Source organism: Bacillus sp. NTK074B (genome assembly GCF_017303375.1).
Taxonomy (GTDB): domain Bacteria; phylum Bacillota; class Bacilli; order Bacillales; family Bacillaceae_B; genus Rossellomorea.
This window is the reverse complement of sequence record NZ_JAFKOH010000007.1, coordinates 139,496-158,906: the sequence shown is the minus strand read 5'-3', so window position 1 is coordinate 158,906 and position 19,411 is coordinate 139,496. Positions and strand designations below refer to the sequence as shown.

Here is a 19,411-nt window from a genome sequence, read left to right as displayed (position 1 = left end):
CTCCTTATGCTTCCTGAAGCAGTTGATCCAGCGATTCCTGAAGTGGAGAAGTACCGACCCGGTTGATGTAGTCAAAAAAGGTTTCTCCCTGTTCCTTGGTTTGTTTAAAATGAATCAATAATTGCTTCACAACCTCAGTCAGGTTGGAGGCTTCCACTTTTCCTTTCAGTTTTTCATTCAATTTCCCGCCGTCTTGAAGGGTTCCTCCTACATAGATTTCAAAAGCTTCGATCATTTTTTTATCTTTCGTTCTCATTTTGATACCCTGGAGACCAATGTCTGCAATTTGTCGCTGTCCGCATGAGTTTGGGCATCCAACCATATGAATCCGAACCGGTACGTCCAGCGTCAATTCCTGATCCAGCCCGTTTGCAATTTGTCTCATCCGCTCCTTCGTCTCAACAAGAGCCAGATTGCAATATTCGATCCCTGTGCATGATACGGAATATCCGATAAAAGAAAGGGGACTCGTTGAAATACGATCAAAAATCTTCTCGGAAAGCAAAGCATCCACATGCTCATCTGGGATATTTGGAATGATGAGATTCTGAGAGTTGCAGTTTCTGAGTTCTCCGTTCCCGTATTTCTTGGAGATTCTCGCAAGCTCATACACTTCATCCGAGTTCAGCCTGCCAACTGGAACATTCAGCCCAACGTAATTTAGTCCCTCTTGTTTCTGAGGGTGAACCCCGTAGAAATACCCTGCGTTCCATCCCTGTACTGCATCTAACCCGGCTGGAAGGAGTTCTACGTACTCCAGTAATTTCTCCTTGAATTTCTCCGGTCCCCAGTCGGCCATCAGGAATTTCAAGCGTGCTAAATGACGTTTCTCACGATAACCGTAATCACGGAATATGGTCGTAAGGGCAACCGTCACGTCCTTCACTTGATGAGGAAGGACGAATACATCCAATTCTTTAGCCAGGAACGGTCTTGCAGACAGCCCGCCTCCGACTTTCACATGAAATCCGGCTTCTTCTTTCCCATCTATCCTTTTTTTCGCAGGAACAAAAGAAACACAGTTGATTTCGGCATTTGATGCATTGTTGATGTTAGCGGAAATCGCGACTTTATACTTTCTCGGTAAATTTGAAAAATCTTCGTTATGCTGGAAGAAATCGTAGACCTCCTTCACAACGCTGCGTGTATCGAATAATTCATCAGGATCGATTCCAGCCAGAGGGTTTCCGACGATGTTACGGGTAATATCCCCACATGCCCCTGCAGAAGACAGTCCTACTTCCTCCAATCGTTTGAATATGTCTGGAATCTGTTCGATCTTCAACCAGTGAAACTGGATGGCCTGACGAGTGGTGATATCATAGACATCCCTTCCATATTCTTTACAGATGGAGGCAAGTGCCCTTGCCTGATCATAGGTCAAGATACCAGAGGGAACGTTTACCCTCATCATAAAGTAGCCGTCCTCCTTAGGTCTTTGCAGATAAAGGCCAGCCCACTTGAATTTATCCCATTCTTCTTTCGGGATGGAAGAGAATCCGTTTTCGGCATAATACGGAATATCATCAAAGATGGATAATCCGTCTTTTTCCAGTTTCCATTTTTCCGTTTTGTTCAATTTTTCATTTGACTCCCATGATTTGCTATACGCCATGATTTTCTCTCCTTATATCAATTGTTTTTGCTTTAATTCGAACAGAAGGCTTTCTACACATTCTTCAATGGAATTCTTTTCTGTATCCAGAACGATTTCCGGATTTTCTGGTTCTTCATAGGGGGCACTGATTCCCGTGAAATGAGTGATCTCCTGTTTTCGGGCTTTTTTGTACAACCCTTTTGGATCACGCTTTTCACACTCTTCTATAGAACATTGGACATATACTTCCATGAATTCTTCCGGTCTGACTAATGTGCGTACCAGATTCCGATCCTCCCTGTAAGGGGAGATAAAGGCAGTGAGAACGATTTGGCCGCTATCAATGAAAAGTTTGGACACTTCTCCGATACGTCTGATGTTCTCTCTTCTGTCCTGTTCATCGAAGCCTAGATCTTTATTTAATCCGTGTCGGACATTGTCACCATCAAGAACATAAACCTGCTTCCCCTGTTCGAACAGGGAGGCAGCCAAGGCATTGGCTACTGTCGATTTGCCTGAAGCAGATAAACCTGTGAACCATAGGATGAAACTCTGGTGTCCATTTTGCTTCCTTCTATCCTGTTTCGTAATGGCTGTTTCATGCCATACGATGTTTTCTTGTTTTTCACTCAAGCTACCTTCCTCCTCAAGACGTGTGTTTTGATTCCTGTTTCAGCCCGTTGATTAATACCTCAATCACCTCTGGACGACTAAAGGTTGAAGGGGGGACTTCTCCGCTCCTCAGCATCCCTCTCACCTTTGTTCCTGAAAGGATGACGTGATATTCCTTTCCATGAGGACAGGTCTTCGTCGTCGCCATCCCTTCACATTTCTCACAATAAAAGCTATGTTCAAAGCGAAGGGGGGTAATTCCGATCTCTTCTTCCGTAAACTGATCAAAAATCTTTTGGGCATCATAGGTTCCATAATAATCACCAACCCCTGCATGATCCCTACCGACAATGAAGTGAGTACAACCATAATTTTTTCGCACTAATGCATGAAAAATGGCTTCCCTTGGCCCTGCATATCTCATAGCAGCAGGAAAGACGCCGAGAAACACACGGTCTTTCGGGTAATAGTTCCGCAATAGCACCTCATAGCTCTCCATCCGGATTTTCGCTGAAATATCATCTGCTTTCGTTTCACCCACTAACGGATTCAAGAAGAGGGCATCCACCGTTTCCAAAGCGGTTTTCTGAATGTATTCATGCGCCCTGTGTACGGGGTTTCTGGTTTGGAAACCGACAATCGTTTTCCACCCCTTTTGTTTAAATCTTTTACGCGTTTCAACAGGATCGAATGTATACTCATTGAAAGGTTTTGATAGTCTCTTCACTAGAGTGATCTTTCCTCCGACATACACATCACCCCGCTGGAATAATTTCTTTACTCCGGGATGTTCCCCGTCCGTCGTTCCATAGACAAGAAGGGCTTCTTTATATTTGTCAGGTTCGTAGATATCCTCCACATCGATAATCCCGTATGTTTCTCCTTTATATACAAGCCGGCTCCTTTTCCCTATCTGCACAAAACCAGCCTGCTCATTGTCGATGGGCAGAGTGATGGGAATGCTCCATACACATCCGCTCTCAAGCCGTAATGATTCCACCACGGTCTGATAATCCCTTTTGGTCAAGAATCCTTCTATGGGACTGTAAGCACCGATTGCAATGAGTTCCAGATCACTTAACGCGATATCGTCCAGTGGTATTTCTTGTCGGATGTCCTTATAGGATTCCTGAGGTAAATAGGCTTGAACTAGTACTCCTCCGTGCGGCTGTAAACTCATGTAAAATATCCTCCTTAACACATTTGTATAATCGGAATTAAGGTTAAATTCCCCCTCCATCTTCGTGGACAGACCGTCTTTCCTCGTTAATGACCCTCATCAGGGACAGAGCTCCCACTGTAGCTATAATGACGCTAATCGGTACGACAACTGAGTACAGATCACTATCGATTAACAATTTGACCAAAAAGTATGAAATACTGAGTGAAATCAATGGAGAAACCACCCAGATTTTGACGATTTTTTTGACGATTTTCTTTTGCAGCATGTGCTTCCCGTTTTTAGCTACGCCTAAGCCTATAATGGATGAGGACGTAACCTGTGTAAGAGGGATTGGCAATCCATACAGTGAGCTCAAGATGACGAGGAAAGCCCCTGTTGAGGAAATGACAATTCCTTCTGCCTTTGAGTATTGCGTAATCTTCTTACCGTTTGTTTCGACTACTTTCTTTCCCAGTAAGACAGCTCCGAGTGCAACAAATGCACCACCAATCAAAATTCCACGTGAAGGAGAGATCAGCTCTGCCCCCACCAAAGGACCAACGGCATTGGCAACATTATTCATCCCTGCTGAGAAAGCTTCAAAGAATCCAGCGATGATCAACAGATAAGCAAGCCACTGTTTATCAAAATGGTATCCCCGCTTTCCAAGCTGGACTAAACCTAATCCGGCAAGCCAGGTCACGAAAAAGGCGATAACAGGGACGATAACCCAGAAAGACATGATCGTAATAAGTGATTTTACATACAGAACCTGATAGGCTACCCCGACTCCTACCACTGCTCCCACCGTTACCTCACTCGTAGACAGGGGAATCCCGATCACATTCGCCAGAAATAGTGAAATCGTCGCAGATAACAAAATAATGAGTACAATTTTGATCGACAATAGATTTTGCGGGATGATCCCTGAACTGATTGTCTTGACAACCTCTCCACCACCGAGAACCGCACCGCTCAAAACACCTGCAGCACAAATCCACAAAGCAGTCCTGATATTCCTGATCGCTCCCGCTCCATATGCAACCCCCATTGATGCTGCCGCTCCACTGGCACCAATGTTCATGGCGAAGAACAAGCTGATGAGAAGGGCAGAGATTTCAAGCAAAGCTTATCCCCCGTCTCCATGCAGGCCGCATTCTGTCTTCCCTTTTCCTTTCCATCTTCCGGAGCGAAGATCATTGATATCGATGGCAGGTGTGGTGCAGTGAAAGCAGCCTATACTCGGATATCCCTGATCATGAAGGATGTTATAGGAGAGATTATGTTTATGGGCATACCGCCAGATCTCCTTCCAGGTCCAGTGAATCAACGGACAAATTTTGACCGATTGAAACTTTTCATCCTTATTAATGAATTCAATATGTCTCCTTGTTGGGGATTGTTCCCTCCTTAATCCCGATATCCATGCATGACCCTTGGATAAGGTTTCTTTTAACGGGTCCAGCTTCCGTATTTGACAGCATAGGTTCGGTTTGGTTTCCCATAATTTATCCTCATATGCTTCAGCCTGCTCCTCGAGGGTCAACTGGGGTTTTTTCATTTGAATGGTCAAACCGGGATAAATCTCCTTCACTTTCTCGATGATTTCGTACGTTTCCTTGAAATGAACCTCTGTATCAAGGAATACAATGGTTGCCTGAGGCTGTATCTTGGATATGAGATCGATGAGCACAATGCCTTCAATCCCAAAGCTGCAAGCATATACAACTTGGTTACCATAATGATCATATGTCCATTTCAAAACATTCAACGCGCCTTTGTAGACCGGATCCACTTCAAATTCCAAGCTTGGCTTTTTCCAAGTCCGATACGTTAACATAGTACACTCCTTTCCCAGATGCTTATCCAAAGAAAAAAGGCGCTAACAAGATCAAGGGATACCCCTTATCTGTGTTATGCGCCTCTAGTTTGTCTAGTCAGCTTATTTTATTCGTACTTTTTCATTTTTCTCTAATTGAATGACTTTGCCGTCTTGGACGACAATGGTGATCGAACCGTAATTCATGGATGCAAGCATGGACTGGATTTTCTCTGCCACTATATCAAACTGTGCCTGTTGACCTTTTTCTCTTGTCACACGATTCCCCCAATTTTCGTCTTATCCAGTTCATTCAAAAAGAAAAAACAACCTTCCATTTTGGAAAGTTGTTCAGGTAAGGATACCTTATCTTCCAAAATGGATAAACATTTTGCTGGAATTAGCACCTTACAATACGTAGGTTGCTGGGCTTCACAGGGCCAGATCCCTCCACCACTCTGGATAAGAGTTATTAATTTTAATATTCTAAATAATATCACATTCCCGAAAGAAGTCAACCCGACTTTTTCGATCGGATTTATGTCTTTTGACTTATTTTATGGAAACATCCATTCTCTTTATGTCTATTCAATCCCAATGGAATTTAAGACAATATTTTCAGATATCCCTGTTTCACTTATCTGTAACTCTCTTTCTCCCAAACTAAGAAATCAACTGGAAGACGACTTTCCCTTCAATCACTGTTTTTTCTGCTTGATTGATTGCCGAGACATTAAAGTGGAGAAGGTTATCCTGTCTATCCAGCATTTCTGCCCGTAATGTAATCACATCATTCAGCATGACCATCCCTTTAAAACGTACAGAGTAATCCTGGATAAAACCTTCTTCATAATAGGGACAGAAGAGTTTTGATACATTGCCCATCGTCCACATGCCATGAGCGATGATTCCTGGCAGGCCAAGCTTCAGGGCTTCATCATCTATAGTATGAATGGGATTATAATCCCCGGAAGCACCTGCGTATTTGATCAGATCGATTCTCGATACCGGAGCCAATTCAACCAGGGGTAGTGATTCGCCAATCTGAACGGATTGTAGTGTTGTCATTGATTCAACCTCTTTCTGACTGCTTCTGTAATGATGACAATCGCTTGGGAGGAGAAAATCCTTTCCCCACCCGCCTCTTCACCCACATCTTCTATGACAAGAAATCCCAGTGTCCCGCTTGAACTGTTTCGTTCATAATAGTCTTTGATTTCCGTGTAACATTGTATGCTTTCGCCAACCTTCAATGGTCTTTCGAAATGAAAGGACTGTTCACCGTGAATCAATCCCACGTTGGGTAAATGAAAACCTTTGACAGTGCCATAGTCAAACACTCTCGGAAAAGTGGGAGGAGCGATGTTCCCTCCATATCTCGAGCGTCTCCCTGCATCCTCCTCCACATATATGGGATGGGGGTCGCCTATGGCTTCAGCAAACTTCTTCACGGCTCCTTTTTCCACAGTATTGTTGACAGGAGTCGAACGTTTCCCAATGTATGATTGAAACATATTCTCCACCTCTTTCTCCTCTTTTAATCTTTCGGGCCCCCTGCAACATAAAGGACCTGTCCATTGACAAAAGATGACTTTTCATCTGCAAAAAAGGCCACTGCGTTCGCAATATCTTCAGGCAGTCCGCTTCTTCCCACAGGGATTTCCTGCAGGCTCGCCTCTACCAATTGCTCGAATGTGATTCCGATTCGTTTCGCCGTCTCTTTCGTCATCTCGGTTTCGATGAATCCGGGTGCTACCGCATTGGTCGTGATTCCAAATGGTCCGAGCTCAATGGCAAGGGTTTTCGTAAGCCCTTGAAGACCCGCTTTTGCTGTTGCGTAGTTTGCCTGTCCCCGGTTTCCGAGTGCAGAGGTGGAAGAAATATTGATGATGCGGCCATATTTTTGTTTCACCATATACTTCTGTGCTGCCTTCGCTACATTAAATGAACCCTTCAAATGCACATCCATGACGGTCTGCCAATCAGTCTCGGTCATTTTAAACAACAGATTATCCCTGATGACCCCTGCATTATTAACGACAATGTCCAGGGAGCCAAAAGATTCATACACTTCCTTCATCGCATTTTCAACTTCCTGTGATTCTACGACATTAGCTACTTTTGTATACAATTCATACTGCTTTAATTCCTCGGCTGCTCCATTCAACGCCTCTTCGTTCACGTCGATGATGGCCACCTTTGCTCCTTCTTCAGCCAAGAGCCCCGCGATCGCTCTGCCGATCCCTCTACTTCCACCTGTCACCATTGCCACTTTTCCTCTGAATCGTTCTCCCATTCCTTTTGCCTCCTTGTAAAATTATACAAACTGCCCCAGTTTCACATGCCCCTTCAATAGGTTTCTGGAGATGATCAGCTTTTGAATTTCATCGGTTCCATCATAAATGCGCCATAATCTTGCTTCACGATACCAGCGTTCGATGGGAAGCTCTCTTGTGTAGCCCATTCCCCCGTGAATTTGCAGAACACGGTCGACCACCCGATTTCCCATATTGGAACCATAGAGTTTTGCCATGGATGCAACATGGCGATTGTCTTCTCCCTGATCAAGGGTATAGGCTGCATTTAACACGAGCCAGCGTGCCGCTTCAATTTCCACGGCAGAGTCGGCAATCTGCCATTGAATCGCCTGCCTGTCCGCAATGGGTTTTCCAAAGGTCTCCCTTTCTTTCGAATAGTCGATGGCCATTTGAAGAAGGCGTTCTGATGCTCCGACCGCCTGGGCACCTACGATCCAACGGGCAAATCCGATCCATTCCAATCCCAGATTGTAGCCGCCATCGATCTCACCAAGGATGTTCTCTTCAGGAACCCTAACATCGTCAAAAATAAGGCTCGCCGGCCCCCATTCACCCATCGTATGGATATATTCGGATTTCCAGCCCATACTTCGATCGGCAATGAAGCAGGTGACACCATCTCTCCCGGTACGACGATGTTTTTCTTTATCCGTGACGGCCATGACCATGACAAAATCGGCTTCGTTTCCACCCGTAATGAACGTTTTCTCACCATTTAAGATCCATTCGTTTCCGTCTTTCACGGCTGTGGTCCGGATATTACGGGTATCAGATCCCGCTCCGGGTTCCGTCATGGCAAAACACGATTTCTTTTCTCCATTAATAGTGGGGATCAAGTAGTTTTTCTTCTGTTCCTCGTTGGCGTAATAAAGTATGTTATCGGCATATCCACCAAAGGAGAATGGGACAAAGGTCTTTGAGATTTCCATATAGACAATCGCCATCATCATTTGACCGAGATCTGCCCCTCCGTATTCCTCCGGAGTATTGATGCCCCAGAATCCGGCATCCTTCGCCTTTATTTGCAGCTCTTTCCTTTTTTCTGGAGAGAGGCTCGGCTTTCCTTCCCGTTCATTACGGAGGACTTCATTTTCTAAAGGGATCAATTCTTTCTCTACAAATCGGCGGATGGTCTTCTGGATCATCCTTTGTTCGTCTGATAAGCGTAAGTTCATCTTACTTCCCCCTTTTTTTATGAAATTATTTCTGCAGAATCACTTTTCCCACTGGTTATCTTCCCTGCATGAGGGAATGAACCTTATTCGCTTTATCCAATGGAAATACATTCCCCTCTGTGACCTTTACATGAAAATTGGACCGCTTTCATCAATACTCCTCCTAATTTCCTGAAAAAGACGGGGTTCTTTTTTCTTTAAACGCTGAAACTCCTTCTGCATGATCTTCCGTTGTAATCATCAGAGTTTGAGTGATTCTTTCCTGTTCCAGGATTTCATCCAGGGTAGTGGTGAATGAACGATCAATCATTTTTTTCATCATTCCGTAGGCTTTGCTTGGACCCGTAGCTAACGCAGAAGCCAACTCATTTGTTTTTTCCTCTAGACTATCAGCCGGTACCAGCCTATTAATCACACCTAATTCATACATCCTCCGGGCAGACACAGGTTCTCCTGTAAAAAAGAACTCCTTTGCAAGATGAGGACCGATCAACCGTGGGAGAAAATAAGAACCCCCTCCATCTGAAATGAGCCCTACTTTAGAAAAGCTCAGTGCAAATTGACTATTCTCAGAAGCAATGATTAAATCACTGGCCAATGCTAAATTAAATCCAGCTCCCGCGGCGAAACCATGGACGGCGGCAATGACCGGCTTTTCTATTGTTTTGATGGCTTTTATACATGAATTCAGTATTCCGATATGTTCATAGACTTGAGCTGATGTCGCACTTCCCATCGTTTTCACGTCGCCACCGGCAGAGAAAGACCTTCCTGCACCGCGTATCACGATCGCCCTGATCTCCTGATTCCCTCCAGCTTCTTCTAACGCTTCAATCAATCCAGTAAGCATGTTCTCATCAAATGAGTTTAAGCTGTCTGGTCGATTTAAGGTTACATTCAACACCCGGTCATTCTTTTCGACTAATAGTGATTGCATCGTATTCATCCCCTTATATTTGTTCCCTGAAATCAAATGCTGCCTGATTCCCCAGGGTAATTAGTGATTGTGCAAACCGATCGAATCCAGAAAAGCGGGCGTCACTTGTCTGCCCCATCTTAAAACGGTAATAAATTTGCTGTACGATAACCGCGAGCTTAAAGTAGGCAAAAGACAAATAGAAATGAATATGGTTCACGTCCCGGCCGCTTTTGATGGCATATTCTTCAATAAATTGTCTTCTGCTATAAAAACCGTCCATGATTGTCACAGGAGGCTTCCCCAGGCCGTTTTTTAACAAGTCGGGATCATCTTGCTGTATCCAATACCCCATGGCGACACCCAAATCTGCAAGGGGGTCTCCGACGGTTGCCATCTCCCAATCAAATAATCCCACCATGGATGACAGGTCCTCAGAAAACATACTATTGTTTAATTTATAATCATAATGAATGATCGTCGACTCAGCATTTTCCGGAACATTTTCGATTAACCACTGTGTCAGATGACCCACTTCACGAATCTCACTTGTCTTGGCACGTTCATAACGATTGATCCACCCGTGAACCTGTCTCTCCATAAAGTGTTCGGGTCTACTAATTTCGTGAAGTGATGTTTTGGTATGATCAATGGAATGAAGCTCGACCAATTTTGTAACCATTTCTTTTGAGATCCTCCTGCATACCTCAGGTGCCACATCTAGATGCGGGGGAAAGGATGTATCAAAGACTTCCCCCTTTTTTCGTTCCATGATGAAGAATGGGCTTCCGACTATCCCTTCATCTTCAGAGAATACATATGGTTTTGGTGTAACGTCGAATAAAGGATGGATCTCTGAAAGGATCCTGAACTCCCTTTTCATATCATGTGCCTTCGGTGCGACGGGTCCTAAAGGTGGACGCCTCAAAACCCCTTGCCATTTTCCCATTGAGAGCAGATACGTTAAATTTGAATGACCGGCAGCAAACTGTTTAATGCTCAACTCTTCTTGTTGCAGATCAGGAAAGTGCTCTACCAGGAAGCTCTTTAATTTACTTTCATTTAATTCTTCCCCTTTTCTGACTGAAACCGTTTCATATTCCACCCGTTCCCTCATTTTACCCCCTCCTTTTTTCAAGAATATTCAGTTTTCTCAGAACGAAAATGAGTGTTTAACTGGGTTTTTAACAGTTCAGTGATCGCTTTACTTCGTTGTTCCTGAAAATCAAAGTAAACAATGACCGCGTTTCCTCTTGCAATCAATTGGTGAGTATTCGCGCACAGGATATCATGCTCTAACTGAAAGCTTTTTGATCCGATCCTGGAAATATAGGTGGTGATCTCCAGTTCTTGATTGAAATAACCCTGTGATACGAAGTCACATTTGGTGGAAGCTAAAATAAACCGCCAATCCTTCACGTCCATGTCGAATCCGATTGTTTGAAAGAATTTAATTCGAGCTTCCTCTAAATAGACAAAATAGGTGGTATTGTTTATATGCCCCAGGGCATCTGTTTCGCAGAACCTACTCGTTACGGTAATGGTCTCCATATATCCGCCTTCTTTCAAGTAAAATACTAACCAGTCGGTATGTTAGAGGGAGAGGAAATGCTGAAACTGATTTCCCCTCTACTCTGTTTCAATCCCTTTTAAGACCATATCGACAAACGTACCTGCTATTTCTTTATCCGTTTTCGCCCCACCCGGCTTATACCATTGATAGCTCCAGTTCATCATGCCGAGTATACCGAAGGCGACTACGGAAACGTCAAAGTCGTTCCGGAAATCCCCGGATTTTCTTCCTTCTTTCAAGAGCTTTTCAATATGGTAGCGGTACATATCCCGTTTTGGTTCGATTTGGTCCAGGCTTTCATGGCTTAAGTGTCTCATTTCCCTAAAAAACACTTTGGCACTGGCTCCCTGTTCTTTGATGTCCAGGATGGAAAGATGAATGATGTCAAATAGTTTCTCACGGAAAGATTTGCTGTCATCTTCCAATATTCTTTCCTGCTTGGACAATAAGCCGTCTATATATCTCATATGAATTTCCTTTAAGAGCTCTTCTTTACTGGAAAAATAATAGTAAAATGTTCCTTTTGTCACCCCGATGGATTCGACGATATCCTGTATGGAAGTGACGGTAAAGCCTTTTTGATCAAATAACCGCACTGCTTGTTCTGTCATTTTTTCTCTCATTTGAAGTCTCCTCAATCTGCAATTATCACCTGAATTATATCATATTTTCCCGGAGGGCCCTTCTCAATATCTTACCTACACTCGTCTTTGGAAGTTCATCCCGGAATTCGATGATCCTTGGGACTTTGAATGAAGACATATTCTCCTGACAGAACCTGATCAACTCTTGTTCTGACACCTTTTCCCCTGCCTTTAACACAATTACGGCTTTCACGGTTTCTCCCCGATATGAGTCAGGGACCCCGATCACGACCGCTTCCTGTACGCACGGATGTTCATAGATGACTTCTTCCACTTCCCGGGGATACACGTTATATCCTGAAGCAATGATCATATCTTTCTTTCGATCCACGATCGATACATACCCTTCATCATCCATACGGGCAATGTCTCCTGTATAAAGCCAACCTTCACGCAAAGCATTGGAGGTTTCTTCAGGTAAATTCCAATAGCCTTTCATGACTTGGGGACCTTTGATGATCAGTTCGCCGATTTCTCCCACTGGAACTTCCTTTGTACCAGTGGCCAAATCGACTACCTTATAATCGGTAGACGGGAGGCCGATTCCGACGGTTCCAGGCTTTCTTTCTGCGAAGGCGGGATTACAATGGGTCGTCGGGGAGGCTTCGGATAAACCATACCCTTCCAATATCTTTGCCCCTGTTTTCTTCTCGAACTGATTTAATAGCTCAACAGGCATAGGGGCACTACCGCTGTTACAAAGCTTGATCGAACGGATTCCATACTCTTCAGCAGATGGGTGATTCGTAATCGCTACATACATGGTCGGCACTCCAGGAAACAAAGTGGGTTTCTCCCTTTTAATGGTTAATAATACTTCTGAGAGCTCAAACCGTGGCAGCAGGATCATTTCATTTGCAGAATAGATGGAAAGATTCATGCATGAATTCATTCCGAATACATGAAAGAAGGGTATCACACTCAAACTTCTTTCTTTCCCTGTTTGAATGCTGTCTTTAAAAAAGAGCTGACTTTGCATAACGTTTGAAAGGATATTGCTATGTGTAAGCATCACACCCTTTGACACGCCGGTTGTTCCACCTGTGTATTGAAGGACGGCCACATCTTCCGGCTTTATGGAAATGGGAGAAGCCCCTCCGTCTCCAACCTTTAAAAACTCATCAAACGTATAGTCAGACACAGGATTCTCCCCTTGGAAGCTGACAACGATGATTGTATTCACCTTTGTTTCTTTTTGAATGGATTTAATAATGGGATAAAAGCGGTCTAATACAACGATTGTTTCCGCTCCTGAGTCATTTAATAAATGAATGAGTTCCCTCTCAACAGACATCGGATTCACTTGTGTGACAATCCCGCCTGCCGTAAGGATTCCATAATACGAAATGACATATTGGGGGCAGTTAGGGAGCATAATGGCGATCCGGTCTCCTTTTTCCGTCCCTAGATGCATGAGTGAAGACGCAAACAATGTAACAGCACCTTGAATTTCATCATACGTCATGCGCTTTTGATAGAAGCTTAAACAAGGATGCTTGGGGTACCTGGAAGCCGTTTGCTGAAGCATATCAGGTATTGAGAAATCAATTGCTGGAATATCAGTGTCGAACGATTCAGGATAATGAACGTGCCAGGATTTAGTTGTCACAAAATCATTCCTTCCGTTTTGATTATTCAGATGACACAGCATGTTCCTAATAGATCAATCCACCACCATCTACCGATAATGTGGCTCCGGTAATAAAGGAGGCTTCATCCGATGCCAGGAACAAAATCGCAGATGCCACTTCATCCGGGTTTCCAATTCTCTTAAGGGCATTAGATTGAGAAATCACCGACCATTTCCTTTCATCCTGTTTCCACCCCTCAATGATGTTTGTATCGATGACACCAGGAGCTACAGCATTTACCCGTATACGATCTTTTCCGTACTCCAATGCGGCATTTTGCGTCAACAACACCACTCCGCCTTTTGACGCATTATAGGCTGCTACGTATTTTCTTCCCTTCAAACCCAGTAGGCTCGAAACGTTCACGATGACCCCGCCTTTTTTCATCAGTTCCGGTACGCTATATTTCATGCCAAGGAATATGCTCTTTAAGTTGGTATCAAGGACATCATTCCATTCTGTTTCTTCTAAATCGATACTCCTGACTTCCGACTGCCCGATTCCGGCATTATTCACAAGGATTTCCAGACTTCCGAAATGCTCGACCGTTTTATGTACGAGCTCTTGAATGCTTGCACTGTCCTTCACATTGGTCCTTACATAAATGGCATGACCATTCTTTTCCCTGATGAGTCTTACCGTTTCCTCCCCTCTCGATTCATTCAGATCTGCTACTACTACGGACGCCCCTTCTTCGGAAAATCTCAGAGCGGTTGCACGTCCTATTCCACCTCCCGCCCCGGTTATGATCGAAACCTTTCCCGATAATCTCATCATCACTCACTCTTCCTAGCTCTCTACCGGAGAGGCTTTTTGATATTTCTTAAGCTCTAATTTGGCCAATTGGGCACGATGTACTTCATCAGGTCCGTCGGCAAGTCGTAATGTTCGGGCGTTCGCCCATTGTGCCGCCATCGAATGATCACCTGATACCCCGGCCGCCCCAAATGCCTGAATGGCCCTGTCTATGACACGTAATGCCATGGAAGGCGCCACTACCTTGATCATCGCGATTTCCTGTTTGGCCAATTTATTCCCGACGGTATCCATCATGTAAGCGGCTTTCAAGGTCAGAAGGCGTGCCTGCTCGATTTCAATTCGTGAATCTGCGATCCATTCCATGACGACCCCCTGTGTTGAAAGCTTCTTACCGAAAGCTTCCCTGTCTTGAACGCGCTTACATAATTCTTCAAGCGCTCGTTCCGCTGCACCGATTAAGCGCATGCAATGATGGATCCTGCCTGGACCTAATCGGCCCTGGGCAATGGCAAAACCTTTCCCTTCCGACCAGATCATATTTTCTACGGGCACCCGGACATCGGTAAAGGTGATTTCCCCGTGGCCATGCGGAGCATGATCGTATCCAAAGACAGGCAGCATCCGTTCGACTTTCACTCCCTCCGCGTCCAGTGGTACAATGATCATCGATTGCTGTTCATGTCGTCTTGCATCAGGGTCTGTTTTCCCCATCAAGATGGAGAAGCTGCACCGTGGATCACCGGCGCCGGAAGACCACCATTTCCTTGCATTGATGACGTATTCACCCCCGTCCCGAACGATACTAGCCTTGATATTTGTAGCATCGGAAGAGGCGACTTCCGGCTCCGTCATCGAGAAACAGGAGCGGATCTCACCACTCAGGAGGGGGGTCAGGTATCGCTCCTTTTGGGCAGGGGTGCCATAACGCTCCAGCACTTCCATATTGCCTGTATCCGGAGCGCTGCAGTTGAATACTTCCGGACCGATCAATGACCTGCCCATGATTTCGCAAAGCGGTGCATATTCCACATTACTTAATCCAGCCCCATACTCACTATCTGGTAGGAATAAGTTCCACAACCCTTGTTTCCTTGCTTCGGATTTTAATTCTTCCATGATGGGCGGGACGGCGCTCCAACGTGTTTCTTGCCTATTAAGCTGTTCCTCATATAATGATTCATTCGGATAAACGTAATCTTCCATAAAACGGGATAGTTTATTTTGATATTCTTGAACTTTCGGAGAGTAGGAGAACTCCATGACATCCTTCCTTCCTTATTGATTTATTTCCACTTGCTACATGGCTGATGAGCCGCCATCCACTACAAGAACCGAACCCGTTACAAAATCAGATGCACGGGAAGCAAGGAAAAGAGCCGCTCCCTTTAGATCATCTTCGCTGCCGAATCGATTTAACGGCGTGCCTTCTAAAATGGCTTCTCCTGCGTGGGAGAGGATTCCCTTCGACATTTTTGTCGGAAAGAAGCCTGGTGCGATCGCGTTAACATGGATTCCTCGGGAGCCCCATTTCACGGCAAGATCCTTGGTGAAATTGATGACTGCTGCTTTACTTGTACTGTAGCCGATGGCATCCATATACCTTGGATCCGTTCCTTGAAGACCTGCTACAGACGCGATGTTGATGATTTTACCTGCCTGTTGCGCAAGCATCAGCTTTCCTGCGGCCTGTGACATAATGAAGGTCCCATTCACATTTACGTTGATGACTTTATGCCACGCCTCAAGTGGCATTTCTTCTGCAGGTGCCCCCCACGAAGCTCCGCTGTTATTCACCAGGATGTCTATGCGGCCAAACGCTTTTTGGGTTTCATCCACAACCTTCGCGACGTCTTCCGGATTCGTGACATCACATGGAAAGGAAAGAGCTTGAACGCCCAAACCCTTTAAATCCTTTTTGACTTCATCACATGCTTCTACATTTCTCGAACAGACGACAACATTTGCCCCTGCTTCAGCAAAACCGGTCGCGATCTGCTTTCCAAGACCCCTGCCTCCACCAGTCACCAATGCCACCTTACCAGATAAATCAAACAAGTCCTTTACATGCATTTTCCTGCCTCCCTATGTCATACAGTCATTCACACACCTAAGATACTAACCGGTCGGTATGTTACTTCTATAGTAATGAATATAGTCTGAATTTTCAATCATAAATACTCGAAAAAGAAAATTCCCCTTTTCCAATAAACAAGCCGGCTCATTAAATCATGAGCCAGCCCGGCATTTAAGCTTCTGCTTCAATTATTTCTTTATTATAGGTCTCCGTATCCAGTTCTCCCGTTACCTTACTCGTGATGATACCTGATGTCATTGCACCACTCACATTAACCGCCGTCCGGCCCATGTCGATTAAAGGTTCGATTGAAATCAAAAGACCCGCTAACGCCACCGGCAGATCCATGGCAGAAAGGACGAGGATAGCGGCAAATGTGGCACCACCGCCAACTCCGGCAACCCCGAAGGAACTGATGGCAACGACGACAATGAGCGTGAAAATAAATGAAGGGGTAAATGGATCGATGCCGACCGTCGGTGCGATCATGACGGCAAGCATAGCCGGGTACACACCGGCACATCCGTTTTGCCCGATGGATAATCCGAAAGATCCCGAAAAGTTGGCGATCCCTTCTGATACACCCAGTTTATTCTTCTGTGTTTGAATGTTTAGTGGGAGTGTCCCGGCACTTGATCTGGACGTAAAGGCAAAAGCCAATACGGGAAGTACTTTTTTCACGTAGGTGACTGGATTCAGTCCTGTAAGCGTCAATAGTATTAAATGAATCAAGAACATGATGAGTAGGGCAATATAGGACGCACCTACAAATTCACCCAGTTTCATGATGGCATCGAAATCACTCAGTGCGACTGTTTTCGCCATAATGGCAAGCACACCGAATGGCGTCAGCCTCAATACCAGGGTCACGATTCTCATTACGACTGCATAGATGGACTCCACGATTTTTTTGAAGAAATCCGCATCTGGTTCCTTACGCTGAACCCCTAAATAGGCGACACCGATGAAGGCTGCAAAGATCACAACCGCTATGGTCGACGTTGCTCTTTCTCCGGTCAAATCAAGGAAAGGATTCTGAGGCAGGAGCTCCAGGATTTTCTGAGGGTAGCTTTGACCTTCTAAAGCCGCTGCCCGCTCCTCCAGTTGAACACCTCTTGCTGCTTCTGCATTTCCTTGATCGATTTGGATGGCTTCCAGATCGAATGCCGCGGTTGTCGCGATTCCCACTGCAGCCGCCACAGCAGTCGTACCGACAAGCAATCCGATGATCAATACAGAAATTTTCCCTAGATTAGAAGATCGTTTCAATTTTGTAAAAGCAGATAATATCGACACAAACACGAGGGGCATGACAATCATTTGAAGCAGTTTAATATAACCCGTTCCGACAATATTGAACCATTCAATCGATTGGGAGACATTTTCATCTCCTGCCTCATACACCCACTGTAAACCGAGACCAAAAACAATTCCCAATCCGAGCGCGGCAAACACCCGTTTTGAAAACGAAACATTTTTTCTTTGCATATGAAATAGTACACCAATGAGAACAAGAAACACCAAAATGTTCAATAAAACAAACCAGACATTCATTCAAAACCCTCCCTCTTATCGTTGATGATGATACAAGTTAGACCGGGGTCTACTGTATAGTATGATTGGGGAGGGCAAGATATGTTGCTTTGTCCGATAAAAGTTCATCTACATTGATTGTAAAAGACTATCCTGGACCGATTGAAAAAGCGAACGAGTTTGTTCTGGTCGTTTCGAAATCGCTGAGATGACCGCTACACCATCTGCACCTGCTTCCATTACCTCATTTACATTCCCGGGATGGATCCCACCAATCCCGACCAAGGGGAGATGGATTCCCTTTGCCCTTATGGATTCAATCACCTTTGGTCCTTTAACGATTCTACAATCAATCTTTGTTGTCGTATAAAACATCGGGCCGACCCCAAGATAATCTGCACCTGACTCTAATGCGAGCCTGGCTTCCTTCACATTATGGGCTGAGACACCAAGAATTTTATCCTTGATTTTTTCACGGACTCCCTTAATGGATTCGTCTTCTTGCCCTATATGTACACCATCTGCGTCCAATAACAATGCTAGCTCCACATCGTCATTGATGATGAAGGGAACACTGTACTTTTGGCATAAATGCTGGAGTTCAAGGGCGAGTTCAATTATAGGCTTTCCTTTCAAACAAGAGACCCCCTTCTCACGAAATTGAAACATGGTAACGCCGCCTGAGAGTGCCTCTTCCAACACAAGGGCAGGAGATCTCTCACAATTTTGGGTGCCCATCACAAAATATAGCTTTAAGCATTCTCTCAGAGTCATAGTTTCACCTTTTGATAGTAAGCCCAATGGTTCGTTGGTCCGTGTCCACTCCCGATCCCTAGTGAATGTGAGATGGCTGCTGTGATAAATTCCTTGGCAGTCAGGACTGAATCATAGACGCTTTTCCCTTTCGCCAATTCTGCGGTGATGACCGCAGAGAACGTACAGCCAGTTCCATGCGTATGGGGTGTAGAGATTCTGGGACTTGTAAACTCATAAAATTCTTTTCCATCATAAAGAATGTCAGTCGCATAGAATGATTGAGATTGTGACTGGTGACCGCCTTTAATAACCACATGTTTAGCCCCCATCTTGTATAGGTCCTCCGCAGCTTTACGGGAATCATCGACATTCAGGATCTCTCTTCCCGTTAATGTTTCTGCTTCAGGTATATTGGGAGTGATGACGTAAGCAATTGGGATTAAGTGATTGATCAATGTTTCAATCGATTTTTCTTCCAATAAAGAAGCTCCACCTTTCGCAATCATCACAGGATCCACTATAAGCTTTTCCCAGCCTGAGGAGCTGGCAAAATCCGCAACAGATGCAATGATCTCATCATTCACTAACATTCCTGTTTTTACGGCTTGGGGAGGTAAATCTTCAGCTACGGATATCAATTGTCTTATGACTCCCGATACCGACAGTGGATATACACCTTGCACACCATTTGTATTTTGAGCTGTAACGGCCGTAATGGCAGACATACCATAGACATGGCACTCTTGAAAGGTTTTTAGATCCGCTTGAATGCCTGCGCCGCCACCGCTATCAGATCCTGCTATCGTCAACGCTTTATACACCATCTAAATTCACTCCCTCTT

The 19,411-nt window shown here is 44.8% G+C and carries 21 protein-coding genes and 1 riboswitch; all 21 genes read right to left on the bottom strand.

Translation table 11 applies throughout. The features are described 5' to 3' along the window. Positions 1 to 4: 4 nt before the first annotated feature. The gene (locus JI667_RS13625; protein ID WP_206855338.1) at positions 5 to 1,615 is read right to left on the bottom strand and encodes a nitrite/sulfite reductase; all 1,611 of its coding nucleotides are present in this window, start codon (positions 1,613 to 1,615) and stop codon (positions 5 to 7) included. A gap of 12 nt (positions 1,616 to 1,627) precedes the next feature. Further along, positions 1,628 to 2,230 carry an adenylyl-sulfate kinase gene (gene cysC / locus JI667_RS13620; protein ID WP_206855335.1) on the bottom strand — a complete coding sequence of 201 codons (603 nt, stop codon included), beginning with the start codon at positions 2,228 to 2,230 and terminating at the stop codon, positions 1,628 to 1,630. A 13-nt stretch (positions 2,231 to 2,243) separates the two neighbouring features. Continuing rightward, entirely contained in the window at positions 2,244 to 3,389 is a 1,146-nt protein-coding gene (gene sat, locus JI667_RS13615; RefSeq protein ID WP_206855332.1) for a sulfate adenylyltransferase, read from the bottom strand. 43 nt (positions 3,390 to 3,432) lie between these two features. Continuing rightward, positions 3,433 to 4,455, bottom strand: a complete 1,023-nt coding sequence (locus tag JI667_RS13610) for an inorganic phosphate transporter (protein ID WP_206855594.1) — start codon at positions 4,453 to 4,455, stop codon at positions 3,433 to 3,435. A 45-nt stretch (positions 4,456 to 4,500) separates the two neighbouring features. Beyond that, positions 4,501 to 5,211, bottom strand: coding sequence for a phosphoadenylyl-sulfate reductase (locus JI667_RS13605; RefSeq protein WP_206855318.1), 711 nt, complete (start codon positions 5,209 to 5,211; stop codon positions 4,501 to 4,503). A gap of 102 nt (positions 5,212 to 5,313) precedes the next feature. Further along, positions 5,314 to 5,469 (bottom strand): YezD family protein, encoded by a 156-nt coding sequence (locus JI667_RS13600; RefSeq protein ID WP_368077910.1) that lies wholly within the window; start codon positions 5,467 to 5,469, stop codon positions 5,314 to 5,316. An 84-nt stretch (positions 5,470 to 5,553) separates the two neighbouring features. Beyond that, positions 5,554 to 5,659: riboswitch (SAM riboswitch) on the bottom strand. 194 nt (positions 5,660 to 5,853) lie between these two features. Beyond that, entirely contained in the window at positions 5,854 to 6,258 is a 405-nt protein-coding gene (locus tag JI667_RS13595) for a MaoC/PaaZ C-terminal domain-containing protein (protein WP_206855316.1), read from the bottom strand. Beyond that, the gene (locus tag JI667_RS13590) at positions 6,255 to 6,704 is read right to left on the bottom strand and encodes a MaoC family dehydratase N-terminal domain-containing protein (protein ID WP_206855313.1); all 450 of its coding nucleotides are present in this window, start codon (positions 6,702 to 6,704) and stop codon (positions 6,255 to 6,257) included. The genes JI667_RS13595 and JI667_RS13590 overlap by 4 nt, the downstream gene beginning before the upstream one ends. A 23-nt stretch (positions 6,705 to 6,727) precedes the next feature. After that, positions 6,728 to 7,486, bottom strand: a complete 759-nt coding sequence (gene fabG, locus JI667_RS13585; RefSeq protein WP_206855310.1) for a 3-oxoacyl-ACP reductase FabG — start codon at positions 7,484 to 7,486, stop codon at positions 6,728 to 6,730. Positions 7,487 to 7,507: 21 nt separating this feature from the next. After that, on the bottom strand, positions 7,508 to 8,683 hold the full coding sequence (locus JI667_RS13580) for an acyl-CoA dehydrogenase family protein (RefSeq protein ID WP_206855307.1): 1,176 nt from the start codon (positions 8,681 to 8,683) through the stop codon (positions 7,508 to 7,510). Positions 8,684 to 8,846: 163 nt separating this feature from the next. Next, positions 8,847 to 9,620, bottom strand: a complete 774-nt coding sequence (locus JI667_RS13575; protein ID WP_414635240.1) for an enoyl-CoA hydratase/isomerase family protein — start codon at positions 9,618 to 9,620, stop codon at positions 8,847 to 8,849. A 13-nt stretch (positions 9,621 to 9,633) separates the two neighbouring features. After that, a complete protein-coding gene (locus JI667_RS13570; RefSeq protein WP_206855275.1) occupies positions 9,634 to 10,716 on the bottom strand; it encodes a phosphotransferase family protein in 1,083 nt (360 codons plus the stop codon). Between the two features lie 17 nt (positions 10,717 to 10,733). Continuing rightward, positions 10,734 to 11,150 carry an acyl-CoA thioesterase gene (locus tag JI667_RS13565; RefSeq protein WP_206855272.1) on the bottom strand — a complete coding sequence of 139 codons (417 nt, stop codon included), beginning with the start codon at positions 11,148 to 11,150 and terminating at the stop codon, positions 10,734 to 10,736. Between the two features lie 78 nt (positions 11,151 to 11,228). After that, positions 11,229 to 11,795, bottom strand: a complete 567-nt coding sequence (locus JI667_RS13560; RefSeq protein WP_206855269.1) for a TetR/AcrR family transcriptional regulator — start codon at positions 11,793 to 11,795, stop codon at positions 11,229 to 11,231. Between the two features lie 34 nt (positions 11,796 to 11,829). After that, the gene (locus tag JI667_RS13555; RefSeq protein WP_368077909.1) at positions 11,830 to 13,425 is read right to left on the bottom strand and encodes a long-chain fatty acid--CoA ligase; all 1,596 of its coding nucleotides are present in this window, start codon (positions 13,423 to 13,425) and stop codon (positions 11,830 to 11,832) included. Positions 13,426 to 13,471: 46 nt separating this feature from the next. Next, positions 13,472 to 14,221, bottom strand: a complete 750-nt coding sequence (locus tag JI667_RS13550) for an SDR family NAD(P)-dependent oxidoreductase (protein ID WP_206855588.1) — start codon at positions 14,219 to 14,221, stop codon at positions 13,472 to 13,474. A 15-nt stretch (positions 14,222 to 14,236) separates the two neighbouring features. Next, entirely contained in the window at positions 14,237 to 15,466 is a 1,230-nt protein-coding gene (locus JI667_RS13545) for an acyl-CoA dehydrogenase family protein (protein ID WP_206855229.1), read from the bottom strand. A 36-nt stretch (positions 15,467 to 15,502) separates the two neighbouring features. Beyond that, a complete protein-coding gene (locus JI667_RS13540) occupies positions 15,503 to 16,276 on the bottom strand; it encodes an SDR family oxidoreductase (protein WP_206855213.1) in 774 nt (257 codons plus the stop codon). A 175-nt stretch (positions 16,277 to 16,451) separates the two neighbouring features. Then, positions 16,452 to 17,834, bottom strand: coding sequence for an L-cystine transporter (locus tag JI667_RS13535; protein WP_206855209.1), 1,383 nt, complete (start codon positions 17,832 to 17,834; stop codon positions 16,452 to 16,454). 108 nt (positions 17,835 to 17,942) lie between these two features. Beyond that, entirely contained in the window at positions 17,943 to 18,587 is a 645-nt protein-coding gene (thiE, locus tag JI667_RS13530) for a thiamine phosphate synthase (RefSeq protein ID WP_280515493.1), read from the bottom strand. After that, a complete protein-coding gene (thiD, locus tag JI667_RS13525; protein ID WP_206855203.1) occupies positions 18,584 to 19,393 on the bottom strand; it encodes a bifunctional hydroxymethylpyrimidine kinase/phosphomethylpyrimidine kinase in 810 nt (269 codons plus the stop codon). The genes thiE and thiD overlap by 4 nt, the downstream gene beginning before the upstream one ends. Positions 19,394 to 19,411: the final 18 nt, after the last annotated feature.